Annotated in this window: 10 protein-coding genes; 4 read left to right on the top strand and 6 right to left on the bottom strand. The window is 69.5% G+C overall.

Translation table 11 applies throughout. The features are described from left to right. Positions 1-65 precede the first annotated feature (65 nt). Both NR792_RS00680 and NR792_RS00685 read left to right on the top strand, forming a co-directional pair. The gene (locus NR792_RS00680) at positions 66-1,634 is read left to right on the top strand and encodes a glucan 1,4-alpha-maltotetraohydrolase domain-containing protein (protein ID WP_375758141.1); all 1,569 of its coding nucleotides are present in this window, start codon (positions 66-68) and stop codon (positions 1,632-1,634) included. A 149-nt stretch (positions 1,635-1,783) separates the two neighbouring features. Continuing rightward, positions 1,784-2,776: a hypothetical protein gene (locus NR792_RS00685; RefSeq protein ID WP_375758142.1), complete on the top strand. Its 993-nt coding sequence runs from the start codon at positions 1,784-1,786 to the stop codon at positions 2,774-2,776. 98 nt (positions 2,777-2,874) lie between these two features. On the opposite strand, the gene NR792_RS00690 is transcribed toward NR792_RS00685, so the two are convergent. From NR792_RS00690 to NR792_RS00700, 3 genes are read right to left on the bottom strand one after another with little or no spacing between them, the layout of a single operon-like run. Continuing rightward, positions 2,875-6,033 carry an efflux RND transporter permease subunit gene (locus NR792_RS00690; protein ID WP_375758143.1) on the bottom strand — a complete coding sequence of 1,053 codons (3,159 nt, stop codon included), beginning with the start codon at positions 6,031-6,033 and terminating at the stop codon, positions 2,875-2,877. A gap of 29 nt (positions 6,034-6,062) precedes the next feature. Further along, positions 6,063-7,205 (bottom strand): efflux RND transporter periplasmic adaptor subunit, encoded by a 1,143-nt coding sequence (locus NR792_RS00695; RefSeq protein WP_375758144.1) that lies wholly within the window; start codon positions 7,203-7,205, stop codon positions 6,063-6,065. Between the two features lie 26 nt (positions 7,206-7,231). Further along, positions 7,232-8,677: a TolC family protein gene (locus tag NR792_RS00700; RefSeq protein ID WP_375758145.1), complete on the bottom strand. Its 1,446-nt coding sequence runs from the start codon at positions 8,675-8,677 to the stop codon at positions 7,232-7,234. A gap of 207 nt (positions 8,678-8,884) precedes the next feature. On the opposite strand from NR792_RS00700, the gene NR792_RS00705 reads away from it, so the two are divergent. Then, a complete protein-coding gene (locus NR792_RS00705) occupies positions 8,885-9,283 on the top strand; it encodes a MarR family winged helix-turn-helix transcriptional regulator (RefSeq protein ID WP_375758146.1) in 399 nt (132 codons plus the stop codon). 92 nt (positions 9,284-9,375) lie between these two features. On the opposite strand, the gene NR792_RS00710 is transcribed toward NR792_RS00705, so the two are convergent. Further along, on the bottom strand, positions 9,376-9,669 hold the full coding sequence (locus NR792_RS00710) for a FruA-associating protein, FapA (protein WP_338269909.1): 294 nt from the start codon (positions 9,667-9,669) through the stop codon (positions 9,376-9,378). A 252-nt stretch (positions 9,670-9,921) separates the two neighbouring features. Between NR792_RS00710 and NR792_RS00715 the strand changes: the two genes are divergently transcribed. Further along, positions 9,922-10,980, top strand: coding sequence for a type IV pilus twitching motility protein PilT (locus NR792_RS00715; RefSeq protein ID WP_375758147.1), 1,059 nt, complete (start codon positions 9,922-9,924; stop codon positions 10,978-10,980). A gap of 30 nt (positions 10,981-11,010) precedes the next feature. Here NR792_RS00715 and NR792_RS00720 read toward each other — a convergent pair whose 3' ends face one another. Together NR792_RS00720 and NR792_RS00725 are read right to left on the bottom strand one after the other, a co-directional pair. Beyond that, the gene (locus tag NR792_RS00720) at positions 11,011-12,642 is read right to left on the bottom strand and encodes a fumarate hydratase (protein ID WP_375758148.1); all 1,632 of its coding nucleotides are present in this window, start codon (positions 12,640-12,642) and stop codon (positions 11,011-11,013) included. Between the two features lie 42 nt (positions 12,643-12,684). Beyond that, positions 12,685-13,254, bottom strand: coding sequence for a class I SAM-dependent methyltransferase (locus tag NR792_RS00725; RefSeq protein WP_375758149.1), 570 nt, complete (start codon positions 13,252-13,254; stop codon positions 12,685-12,687). Positions 13,255-13,499: the final 245 nt, after the last annotated feature.

Genomic DNA, 13,499 nt, shown 5'->3' on the forward strand with positions numbered 1-13,499 from the left:
CTGGTCCGTGTCGGAAGGCAGGACTAGCTTGCCGCCCGCTTCCTCCCCAACCCCGAGGTCCCCCGATGACGTTGAAGACCCGACTGCTGGTCGTCTCCACGGCCGGCCTGTTCGCCGCCGCGCCCGCCGTGGCCAAGCCGCTGGATGGTGCCAGCACCGACGTGATGATCCAGGGCTTCCACTGGAACTCCGCCAGCGCGGGCGGGTGGTGGAACACGGTGAAGAACAACGCGGCCACGCTGAAGTCCGCGGGCTTCACGATGATCTGGCTGCCGCCGCCCTCCGACGCTGCGTCCACCCAGGGCTACCTGCCCCGGCAGCTCAACGTGCTCAACTCCAGCTACGGCACGGAAGCGGAGCTCACCCAGGCGCTCGCCGCGCTCAACGCGCAGGGCGTGAAGCCCATCGCGGACATCGTGGTGAACCACCGCGTGGGCACCGCCAACTGGGCGGACTTCACCAACCCGACGTGGGGCGGTTGCAGCGCGGTGGCCGCGGGCGATGAATGGCCGAGCGCCTGCGGCAACGCCGACAGCGGCGAGGGCTACGCCGCGGCGCGCGACCTGGACCACTCGCAGGCGAACGTGCGCGCGGACCTGAAGACGTGGATGAACACGCGGCTGAAGGGCGTGGGCTTCGCGGGCTGGCGGTTCGACTTCGTGAAGGGCTTCGCGGGCAGCTACGTGAAGGAGTACGTCACCGCGACGGACCCGTGGTTCTGCGTCGGTGAGTTCTGGCCGACGAACTACTTCGACGCGAACAACCCCAACAACTGGAAGCAGCAGATCACCAACTGGGTGGACGCGACCACGGGCAGCTGCGCCGCGTTCGACTTCGCCACCAAGGGCCTGCTCAACGACGCGCTCACCAACAACAACTACGCGCGCCTGAAGGCAGCCGACGGCAAGCCCGCGGGCGGCATCGGCTGGTGGGCCAGCCGCCACGTCACCTTCGTGGACAACCACGACACCGGCCCCAGCGAGGCGTGCGGCAACGGGCAGAACCACTGGCCGGTGCCGTGCACCAAGGTGATGCAGGGCTACGCCTACGTGCTCACCCACCCGGGCATCCCCACCGTCTACTGGGCGCACTACTTCAACTGGGGCCTGGGCAGCTCCATCAAGACGCTGATGGACATCCGCAAGAACGCGGGCCTCACCTCCGAGTCCACCGTCAGCATCCAGCGCGCGGAGAGCGGCCTGTACGCGGCCATCATCGGCGGCAAGGTGGCCATGAAGATCGGCAGCGGCGCCTGGAGCCCCGGCACCGGCTGGACGCAGGCCGCCTCCGGCACCGACTACACCGTGTGGACCTCCAATGGCACCACGCCGCCCCCCACCACCGCCAACGTGGAGTTCGTGTGCAACAACGGCACGACCGTGATGGGCCAGAACGTCTACGTCACCGGCAGCGTCGCGGCGCTCGACAGCTGGAGCCCCACCACCACGAAGATTCTCAGCCCCACCGCGTACCCCACCTGGCGCGGCACCTACGCGCTGCCCGCGAACACCACCGTGCAGTGGAAGTGCCTGAAGCGTGACGGCAGCGGCAACGTCGTGTGGCAGGGCGGGAGCAACAACTCCGTCACCACCCCGGCCGCCGGCGGCAGCATCACCGCCACCGCCAGCTTCTAAGACGCCGAGACAGGCGCCCCTGTTACATGTCTCTCCGGGGGCGCCTGTGTTTCATCTGTTACTTGAGTTCCTGTCTTCAAGCTGTCACAGGGAGCGGTTGACTCCCAGGGCGGGTTCCCCCACTCGCCCTCCTTGAAAAGGTGGACGCGATGAAGCGTGGAACGGCAGTGCGAAGCGTGGTGCTGGGCATGTCCGCGGTGGGCCTGATGGGTGCCTGTGGCGGCCAGCCGGAGCAGGCCCCGGCCCCCGAGTCCGGCGACACGGTGACGACGGCGACGCAGCAGCTGGTGCCGGCTCCGCCCACGCCGTTCGACAACTACCTGTACATCGCGGGCAACCTCTCCGTGGGCAGCGCGGTGACGGGGAACACCGGCACGTCGGCGAACTACGAGGGCTACACGCTCACCGTTCCCGCGCACACGCAGGTGGCGCTGGAGGTGACGCACCTGGGCACCGGCATGGGCGTGGACACGGGCCTCTACGTGTACGGCCCGAAGACGCAGTACGGCTACGGCTACCGCCCGCTCTACGGGGACGACGACTCCGGCTACGGCGAGCTGAGCAAGCTTCCGCTCGCGACCTTCGACGCGGCGGGCGAGTACCTGGTGGTGGTGGGCTGGAGCAACGGCCTGGCCAAGAACTACCGCCTCCAGGCCTCCTGCGTGGGCGGCGCGTGCGTGGCGAACCCCAGCCCGGCGCCGGCCAACACCCCGGTGAAGCTGGCGGCGTTCCCCCTGGAGGGAAACCTCCAGGCGCTGCTCAACGGCGGCAACGCGTACCGCGAGGACATGTACTCGTTCCTGGACCGGTATGACTTCGCGTGGCCGTACTCGACGCCCGCGTCGCTGGACGCCGCCGCGGCGGCGGTGCTCGCGCGCAGCGAGTACCAGGGCTACCGCAACGACGTGCCGGACACGTACACCTACGCGGCGTTCCTGTCGCGGATGTACAGCCAGTTCCAGCCGCTGCACCAGGCCATCCTCGACACCTACGGCGAGAGCGGCGCGAACGCGCAGGTGAAGAGCTACTTCCGCGAGTTCAGCACCGGCCCCAACGGCGACAACTGGCGCACGCTCAACATCATCCTGCTGCCCGAGTCCCGCCACGTCCTCGTGTACGAGCAGACCGCCCACGAGATCTGACGCACGCGGCAGGCCCCGAAAACACCACCGCCCTCCTCTTCGCGTACCGGAAGGGGAGGGCGGTCTGTTTTCGAAGCGCTGTGCTTCGGTGTGTCAGCTCACGGCGCGTGGGCCGGGGCCGGCTCGTGCGGCGTGGGCGTCTCCTCCTCACCGCTGGACCGCTTCGCGTCCCCACGCACCTTCTGCATGAGGATGTAGAGGCCGGGGATGAAGATGAGGTTGACGATGGTGGACACCAGCATGCCGCCGAACACCGCGGTGCCCAGCGAGTTGCGCGCCGCCGCGCCCGCGCCGGACGCCGTCATCAGCGGCACGACGCCCAGGAGGAACGCGATGGACGTCATGAGGATGGGGCGCAGGCGGACTTCGGCCGCCGTCACCACCGCCTCCAGGGCGCTCTTGCCCTGCTCACGCAGCTGCTCCGCGAACTCCACGATGAGGATGGCGTTCTTGGAGGACAGGCCCACCAGCATCACCAGACCCACCTGGCAGAACACGTCGTTGGCGAAGCCGCGCGCCACCTGCAACCCGAGGGCGCCCATGATGGCCAGCGGCACCGACAGGATGATGACGAACGGGAGGCTGAAGCTCTCGTACTGCGCCGCCAGCACCAGGAACACGAAGAGGATGCCCAGGGCGAAGATGATCATCGTCTGCCCGCCGGACTCCTTCTGCTCCAGGCTGATGCCCGTCCACTCCGACGACATGCCCTGGGGCAGCGACGCCTGGGCCACCTGCTCCATGGCCTCCAGCGCCTGACCGGACGACACGCCGGGAGCGCCCTGGCCGTTGATCTCCACGGAGCGGAACAGGTTGTAGTGCTTGATGACCTGCGCGGAGACGATGGGCGTCACCTTCACCAGCGACTCCAGCGGAATCATGTCCCCGGTCTCCGTGCGCGCGTAGAACGAACCGATGTCCTGGGGGCTGTCGCGGAACTGCTGCTCGGCCTGGACGTACACGCGGTAGGTGCGGCTGGCGTAGTTGAAGTCGTTGACGTACTGGCTGCCCATGTAGAGCTGCATCACGCCGAAGATCTGCTCGATGGGCACGCCCAGCGCCTTGGCCTTCTGGCGGTCCACCTCCACGTCCAGGATGGGCGTGTTGGCGTTGAAGGGGGTGAAGACGCCGCGCAGGCGGCCCTCCTCGTTGCCCTTCTGCACCATCTCCTGCGTGGCGTTGGCCAGGTCCTCCAGCGAGTGGTTGCCGGCGACGTCCTCCACGATGAACTGGAAGCCGCCCACGCTGCCCACGCCGCGGATGGCCGGGGGCTGGAAGGGGATGACGCGCGCGCTGCCAATCTTGCCCAGCGGCCCGCGCAGCCGCTCCACCAGCGCGGCCACGGACTGGTCCTTGCCCGTGCGCTCCTCCCACGGCTTGAGGGCCGTGAAGACGGTGGCGTAGTTGGACCCGTTGCCGCTGGGGGAGAAGCCACCGATGGCGAACATCACGTTCACCTCCGGCTGGGCCTTGAGCACCGCCTCCACCTCCTGGAGCACCTTCTCCGTCTGGGTGAGGGACATGCCCTCCGGCCCCTGCACGGAGATGATGACGTAGCCCTGGTCCTCGTCCGGGATGAAGCCCGTGGGCGCCGAGCGGAACAGCATCACCGTGGCGCCGATGCAGGCGAGGAACGCGACCAGCACGAGGAGGGGGTGCGCCAGCAGCTTGCGCAGGCCCCTGCCGTAGGTGTCGCGCGTCCAGTCCAGCACCTGGTCCACCTTGCGGAAGAAGATCCACTTGGGGCCGTGGTGGTGCTTGAGCAGCCGCGCGGACAGCGCGGGCGTGAGCGTCAGCGCGCAGAAGGTGGACAGGGCCACCGACGCGGCGATGGTGAGCGCGAACTGCCGGTAGATGGAGCCCGTGGTGCCCGGGAAGAGGGCCACCGGGATGAACACCGCCACCAGCACCACGGAGATGGCCACCACCGCGCCGGCCACCTCCTTCATGCCCTCGCGCGCCGCCTGGAACGGCTTGAGCCCGCGCTCCGCCATCAGGCGCTCGATGTTCTCGATGACCACGATGGCGTCGTCCACGACGAGGCCCGTGGCCAGGGTGAGGCCGAAGAGGGTGAGGGTGTTGATGGAGAAGCCCATCAGGTAGACGAACGCGAACGTGCCCACGAGCGACACCGGCAGGGTGAGCGCGGTGATGAGCACGCTGCGCCACCCGTGCAGGAACAGGAAGATGACCAGGATGACGAGCACGATGGCTTCAATCAGCGTGTGGACCACCTCGTTGACGGAGGCGCGCACCGCGAGCGTGGTGTCCGTACCGGTGCGGTACTCCAGGCCCGGCGGGAAGGCCTGCGCCAGCCGGTCCAGTTCCTTGATGACGCCGTCGCGCACGTCCAGCGCGTTGGCGGTGGGCAGCTGGAAGATGGCCAGACCCACGCCGGTGCGGCCGTTGAAGCGGAGCAGGGTGCTGTAGTTCTCCGCGCCCAGCTCCACGCGGCCCACGTCCTTCACCGTGACGGCGCGGCCGTCGTTGTTGCGCATGAGGACGATGTCGCCGAACTCCTCCGGCTCCACCAGGCGGCCCCGGGCGCGCACGGCGATCTGATACGGCTGCGCGTCGCTGGAGGGCGGCTGGCCCACCTGGCCGGCGGCCACCTGGAGGTTCTGCTCCTGGAGGGCGCGCACCACGTCCTGCGGCGTCATGTTGCGCCGGGCCAGCTCCGAGGGGTCCAGCCACAGGCGCATGGAGAACTTGCGCTCACCGAAGATGCGCACCTCGCCCACGCCCCGGACGCGCTTGATGGCGTCCTTGAGGTTCACGTCCGCGTAGTTGGAGAGGAACTTCGCGTCGTAGCGGTTGTCCGGGGAGGACAGGCCCACCGTCAGCAGCATCTGGCTGGAGGCCTTGTTCACCACGATGCCCGTCTGGTTCACCTGCGCGGGCAGGCGGGCCGCGGCGCGGCTCACGCGGTTCTGCACGTCCACCGCCGCCACCTCGATGTTGCGCGTGGGGGCGAAGGTGACGGTGATGGTGCTGGTGCCGTCGTTGCTGCTGGTGGAGGTGATGTAGCGCATGTCCTCCACGCCGTTGAGCTCCTGCTCCAACGGGATGGTGACGGCGGACTCCACCACCTCGGCGCTCGCGCCGACGTAGGTGCTGGTGACGGTGACTTGCGGCGGCGCCAGGTCCGGATACTGCGCGATGGGCAGCGTCGGGATGGCGATGACGCCCACCAGCGTCAGGATGATGGAGCAGACGATGGCGAAGACAGGCCTGCGGATGAAGAAGTCGACGAACACGGTGTGGCGCCTCTCTTGCGAATCGCCTGCTAGCGGCTGCCGCCGGTGGTGCCGCCACCACCGGAGGCTGTGCGCGGCAGCTGGGAGGACTCGTCGGTGTTCACGGTGACCTGCTTGGGGATGACGGGCATGCCGTCGCGCAGCATGTGCAGCGACGACACCGCGACGAGGTCGCCCTGCTTCAGGCCCCCCTCGACGACGTAGGACATGTCGCCCAGCGCGCCCAGGGCCACCGGGCGGCGCTCCACCAGCGTCTTGCCGTCCTTCTTCTCCACCACCATGGCGAAGGGCTGGCCGCTCTGGCGCACCACCGCGAGCGCCGGAATCTGGAGCGCGTCCCGCGTGGCGTACACCAGCCGCGCCCGCAAGAGCTCACTGGGGCGCAGGCCCACGGTGTTGCGGAAGGCGGCCTTCACCTCCACCAGCTGCGTGCGAGGGTCCGCCTGCGGCGCCACGTAGAAGACGGTGCTGGAGAGGATGACCTTGCCCTGCTGATCCAACAGCTCCAGCTGGGTGTCCGGCTTGAGCGACCGCGCGCGGAACGCCGGCACCGACACGCTGACCTCCAGCGCGTCCGCCTGGGCCACCGTCGTGAGCGTCGTGGTGGCGCTCACGAAGTCACCCACGCGCACCAGCACGTCGCCCATGGTGCCCGCGAACGGCGCGCGCACCACGTGGAACTGCAGCTGCACCTGGCGCTGGGCCACCGTCGCGCCCGCCGCGCGCGACGCCGCCTCCGCCGCCTTCACCGCCGCCTGGGCGCGCTCCAGCTCCTGCACGCTCGCCAGGCCCTCGCGGTTGAGGGACTCCGTGCGCGCCAGGGTGCGCCGGGCCAGCTCCAGCTCCACCGTGGTGGAGCTCTGCTGGGCCTGCGCGCTGTCCAGCGCCGCGGTCTCCTCGCGCGCGTCCACCTCAATCAGCGGCGCGCCGGCCTCCACCTTCTGGCCCGGCTTCACCAGAATCTTGCGCACGTAGCCGTTCACCTGCGGCAGCACCGTCACGCTCTGCCGCGACAGCAGCGAGCCCAGGTACTCCCCGGTGTCCCGCACCTCGTGCGGCGCCAGCGCCACCACCTGCACCTCGCGCGGCGGCGGAGCGGCCTTCGCCTCCGGCTTGCCCGAGCACCCGGCCACGCCAGCCACCAGCGCCGCGCCCAACACCGTCCTCGTCATCAGCGCCTTCAGGGGGCGTACCCTCGTCACCAGTCGCACCGGGCCTCCGTCAGGAACGCGTCCAGGCGGGCCTGGACGAGCTCGAATTCCCTCAAAACCAACGCGAGCTGGGCCTGGCGAAGGGCGGCTCCGCTCTGCACCAGCTCCAAGCTGCTACCTCGACCCACCTCGAAGGCCCGGCGCGTGAGCCGGTCCGTCCGGTCCGCGAGCTCCAGGGACTCGGCGGCGGTCTTCAACAATGCTTCGGCCACTTCCACTCCACGCCGCGCGCGGGAAATTTCCACGCCCACGTTGCGGCGGGTGGCCTCCAGCGACTGGGCCGCCTGCTGCTCGATGCCTTCGCGCTCGCGCACGAGCCCGCCGCGCTGACCGCCCTCCCACAGGGGGACGGACAGCACCGCGGACACGTTCCAGGTGGCGAAGCGGCCAAAGCCGGGGTCGGTGGTGAAGCCCACGAGCGTGCTGCTCAGTCCCAGGGTAGGCAGGTAGCCGGCGGACGCCTGGCGCCGGCTCTCCCGGGCCGCGTCCACGTTGGAGCGCTGGGCCACCAGGTCCGGCCGCGCGCTCACGTCCTGCAGGGGCGCGCAGTCCCGGCGCGTCTGGTCCACCAGCCCCGCGAGGTTGAAGGCCGGGTTGACGCCCACGCCGTGGTCCTCGCCCAGGGACAGGCCCAGCGACTCGCGCGTCCGCCGGAGCTGTTCGTCCCCGGCCACCAGCGACTGCCGGGCCACCGCCACGTCCTGGCCCACCCGCACCACGTCCAGCTGCGTGCCGGCGCCCAGTTCAAACGAGCGCTGGGTGAGGGCCTGACGCTCCAGGGCCTGACGCAGGCCCACGCGGTTGATCTCCGCGGCGCGCTCGGCGGCCACCGTGGCCACCAGCACCTGCGCCAGCCCCTGGGTGAGGCGGCGCTGCACGTCCTGGAGGTTGGCCACCGAGGCGCTCTCCGACGCCTTCGCGGAAGCCAGGCCCCGCCACGCGCTGACGTCGATGATGGACTGGGTGAGGGTGGCGGACAGCGTGCCCAGGGGGGCGCTGGGGGCCTTGGTCCCGGTGCCGGTGTTGGAGCCGCCCACGAAGCCGCCGCCCGCGGCGGACGGGACATCCGGGTGGAGCACGTCCACGCCCACGCCCGCCGTGGCCCGCGCGTTGGGCAGCAGCAGCCCCAGCGACTGGCGCCACCGGCCCTGCGCCCGCGTCACGCCGGCTTCCGCGCTGCGCAGGTCCGTGGACTGCTGGCGCACCCGGGTGAGGGCCTCGTCCCACGTCTTCACCTGCTCCGGCGCGGGAGGGACGGGCGCGAGCATCGGGTCATCCACCTTCGGCTGGAAGGGGACGGGGGCCGCGGTGGAGGCGCCGGCCTCAGGCGTGGCCGGCTGTTGCCGGGGCGCCGGGGCGGCGGAGGGGGTGGGAGACGGGGCCTGCGGCGCTGCGGCGAGGAGGAGGACGAGGAGGGCGCTGGGGGTGGCCATACTCTGGAGCGGCAGGTCTTTCCGGCAGGAGCGAGTGGTGGTACCCACCCCGGGATCTCTGCGCGCGGTCAAGATGTAATTGACAACCGTTGTTGAATGCAATCATCTCTTACGCCCATGACCCTCGCCGAGCAAGTGGCATCGACGCGACGCGCAGTGGTCCGGCTGCTCACCCAGAAAGTGGGAGAGCAAACGGACCGGCCGCTGATGCAACTGCTCGTGCTGAAGTACATCGGCGCGCACGGCATCCACAGTCAGGCCGCCATCGCGGAGCGGCTGCTCGTGGACGCGCCCGCCGTGAGCCGGCTGGTGGACCGCCTGGAAGAGGATGGGCTGGTGGCGCGCCGCGCGGGGGAGAACCGTCGCTGCGTGCGCCTGGAGATCACCGACGCGGGGCGCAAGGAGTGCCAGGCGCTGGAGCGCGCCGCGGAGTGGGTGGACGCCCAGGCGCGCACGTACCTGGCGCCGCCGGAGCTCGAGGAGCTGTCGCGCCTGCTGGACAAGCTCCAGACGGGGCTGTGCCAGCTGCTGGGCACCGAGCCCGCCGCGGCCCCGCGCAAGGACGACCCGTCCTGTGCGCCAGCCACCTCCAACGACAACGGGTGACGACGGGAGGAGGGAAGCCGGGCGCGTCCTGCCCGGCCTGCCGCCGCCCGCCGCCACCCGTGTGCCACGTCCGGGGGGAGTGGAGCGTCTGACTACCGGTGACGCGGGATGTTGCGGGCCACGTGCAGGGCCCACGCCTCGGCGGAGTCCAGCTCCGCGCGGGCTTCCGCGTAGCGGTCCTTCGCCTCTTCACTGGCGTCGTTGGCGAAGATGGCGTCGTGCAGCTCCTTCTGCGCCCGGGTCAGCCGCAGGCTGGTCTGCAACCACAGCCGGGCCGCCATGCGCGGCGTAATCACCACCTGGGTGGGATCCCACACCTCCAGGGCGGCGTAGTCAGCGGAAGACAGCTCTTCGTAGTGGGGGGCCTGCTCGGTTCGTGCGTTCATGCCCGGATGTTCGCCATGGATTCCGGGCAGGGCATCCGGGCCGCCTGGGCAGGAAGACGGCCACTGGTGAGCAGTCGAGGACAGTTCCTTCATCCCCTGGGGTACTCGCCTTCCTTGATTTGCGGGAAAACTTCATACAGTGAGGCTGGGGAAATGCTTCCCACACTGCAACCATGGAGGGACTGGGTGGCCTTCTCCTAGAATCCTCCGCTCCATGCGTGACGTGAGAGGGATTCCCTGGACCTGAACACCTTGAACAAGTTGCTCACCGTCGGCGTCCAGAACGGGGCTTCGGACATCCACTTCCGCCCGGGTGATCCGCCCATCTACCGGGTGAACGGCGTGCTGCGGCCGCTGAAGATGGAAAAGCTCCAAGCGGATCACACGAAGCAGGTGGCGCTGCACGTGATGAATGATCCGATGATGAAGGCGCAGGTGGACAGCGTGCAGGAGTGCGACTCGTCCTACAGCCTTCCGGGCGTGGCGCGTTTCCGGGTGAACATCTACCGGCAGCGCGGCTCGCTGGCGTGCATCCTGCGCATCATCCCGGATGAGATTCCCAGCATCGACGGGCTGGGGCTGCCGCAGGTGCTGAAGACCATCGCGGGCAACGAGCGCGGGCTGGTGCTGGTGACGGGGGCGACGGGGTCCGGCAAGAGCTCCACGCTGGCGTCGATGATCAACCACATCAACCACACGGAGAGCCTGCACATCCTCACCATCGAGGACCCCATCGAGTTCATCTACAAGAACGTGAAGTCCTCCATCTCCCAGCGCGAGATTGGCCCGGACACGCAGAACTTCGCCATCGCGCTGCGGGCCGCGCTGCGTCAGGATCCGGACGTCATCCTGGTGGGCGAGATGCGCGACACGGAGACCATCGACATCGCGCTGAAGGCTTCGGAGACGGGCCACCTGGTGCTGTCCACGGTGCACACCACGGACGCGTCGCGCACCATCAACCGCCTGGTGTCGGTGTTCCCGGCGGAGGAGCAGACCATGGTGCGCATGCGCCTGGCGGACTCGCTCAAGGCGACCGTGTCCCAGCGCCTGCTGCCGCGCGCCACCGGCAAGGGCCGCACGGTGGCGCTGGAGATCATGGTGCAGACGAAGACGGTGGAGCAGTACATCCGGGACGACCGCGCCGCGGAGCTGAAGGACGTCATCGAGAAGGGCCGCGACATGTTCGGCATGCAGTCCTTCGACCAGCACCTGACGCAGCTGTACCGCAACGGGGACATCACGCTGGAGACGGCGCAGAGCGCGGCCTCCAACCCGGCGGACTTCCAGCGCGCGCTCGAGTTCGACTGACGCGCGCGCCGGAAGGCAGGGCCTTGCGGACTACTTCTTCGCGGACGGCTTGTTGATGTTCGCGAAGAAGTCGTTGCCCTTGTCGTCCACGACGATGAAGGCCGGGAAGTCGACCACGTCAATCTTCCACACGGCCTCCATGCCCAGCTCGGCGTACTCCAGCACCTCCACCTTCTTGATGCAGTCCTGCGCGAGCCGCGCCGCCGGGCCGCCGATGGAGCCCAGGTAGAAGCCGCCGTGCTTCTTGCACGCCTCCGTGACGGCCGGGGAGCGGTTGCCCTTGGCGAGCATCACGAAGCTGCCGCCCTCCGCCTGGAACTGATCCACGTACGCGTCCATGCGGCCCGCGGTGGTGGGGCCGAAGGAGCCGGACGCGTAGCCCTCCGGCGTCTTCGCCGGGCCCGCGTAGTAGACCATGTGGTCCTTGAGGTACTGGGGCATGCCCTCGCCCCGGTCCAGACGCTCCTTGATCTTCGCGTGCGCGATGTCGCGCGCCACCACCAGCGAGCCCGACAGCGACAGGCGCGTCTTGATGGGGTAGCGCGACAGCTCCGCGCGCAGGTCGCTCATGGGGCGGTTCAGGTCCAGCTTCACCACGTCACCGGACAGGTCCGACTCCGCCGTCTCCGGCAGGTACTTCGCCGGGTCCGTCTCCAGCGCCTCCAGGAAGACGCCGTCGCGGGTGATCTTCCCCAGCGCCTGCCGGTCCGCGGAGCAGGACACGGCGATGGCCACCGGGCAGGACGCGCCGTGGCGCGGCAGGCGGATGACGCGCACGTCGTGGCAGAAGTACTTGCCGCCGAACTGCGCGCCAATGCCGGTGCGCTGCGTGAGCTTGAGCACCTCCTGCTCCAGCTCCACGTCGCGGAAGCCCCGGCCCAGCGCGTTGCCGGACGTGGGCAGGGTGTCCAGGTAGCGCGCGGAGGCGTACTTCGCCGTCTTCAGCGCGAACTCCGCGGACGTGCCACCCACCACGATGGCCAGGTGGTACGGCGGGCACGCGGCGGTGCCCAGCGAGCGGATCTTCTGCTCCAGGAACGCGAGCAGGCTCTGCGGGTTGAGGACGGCCTTCGTCTCCTGGAAGAGGTAGCTCTTGTTCGCGGAGCCGCCGCCCTTGGCCATGAAGAGGAACTTGTAGGCGTCGCCGTCGGTCGCGTAGAGCTCGATCTGCGCGGGCAGGTTGTTGCCCGTGTTGACCTCCTTGTACATGTCCAGCGGCGCCATCTGCGAGTAGCGCAGGTTGGACGTGAGGTACGTGTCGAACACGCCCCGGGAGATGGCCGCTTCATCACCGCCACGGGTGAGGACGTACTGGCCCTTCTTGCCCATCACGATGGCGGTGCCGGTGTCCTGGCAGGAGGGGAGCACGCCGCCCGCGGCGATGTTCGCGTTCTTGAGCAGCTCCACCGCCACGAACTTGTCGTTGGACGACGCCTCCGGGTCCTTGAGGATGTTGGAGAGCTGCTGGAGGTGGCCCGGGCGCAAGAGGTGGGAGATGTCCCGCATGGCCTCGCGGGTGAGCAGCGTGAGCGCCTCCGGCTCCACCTGGAGGAAGCTGCGCCCGCCGGCCTCGAACGTGGAGACGCCCTCCTTCGTGAGCAGGCGGTAGGGCGTCTCGTCCTTGCCAAGCGGCAGCATGTCCTGGAACTGGAAGTCACTCATCGCGGGCGGTCTCTTCGGAGAAGGGGTGGACGGCAGGGGACTCTACTCACCGGGCGGCGCGCGGGGCGGCACTTCGTAGAGGTAGACGGGCGTGCGGTACAGGTCCTGGAGCCTCACGAACCGCACCGGGTTCCACCCCCGGAGTCCGAAGGTGTGACTGAGGATGCGAGCCCCTTCCGGAAGCTCGGCGGCGAAGCGGGGCGCCAGGCGCGTCATGATGCCCGGGGACAGGTAGCAGACGACGCAGGTTGCGTCCTGGAAGGACGCGGCGAAGAAGTCCCCGCGTACCAGCGTGAGGTTTCCGCGCGGGAAGAGGCGCTGGCGCAGCCGGCTGAAGCACCAGGGCAGCCAGGACAGCTCGTACGCGACGATGCGCGCCTGGGGGCAGTGGTCCGCCAGGGCGAAGGCCACGTCCCCCCACCCCGAGCCCAGGTCCAGCACGGTGCCCCGCGTGTCCGCCGGGAGCATGGCCAGCAGCGCCCGCCGCACCCGGGGCGAGCTGGGCATGGGCGGCGCGCCCGTGCGCAGGGTGGACACGACGATGGACAGCACCCCCACGAGGAGCACCGCCCAGAAGAGCAGCAGGAGGAGGAAGGAGCCGGTCGCGCTCACGGAAAGGCGCGCATCATCGCGCGGGGGCGCCCTCGCGTGGGGCCCTACTTGCGCGGGTGGCCGGCGTCCGCCCGGACGACGCGGGGCGGGCTGGAGTCCGCCCGGGCGTTGGCGGGGGCCGGGGCGGGGGGCGGCTCAACCTCTTCGAAGAGGGCCCGGCCCAACACGAGGCAGAATGAGGCCCCTACGCAGAGTGCCACCACATGGAAGTAGTACGCCATGGCACTTGGGTCCAAGCATGGACC

It is taken from the genome of Corallococcus exercitus (assembly GCF_042231735.1).
In the GTDB taxonomy this organism is placed as follows: Bacteria; Myxococcota; Myxococcia; order Myxococcales; family Myxococcaceae; genus Corallococcus; species Corallococcus exercitus_B.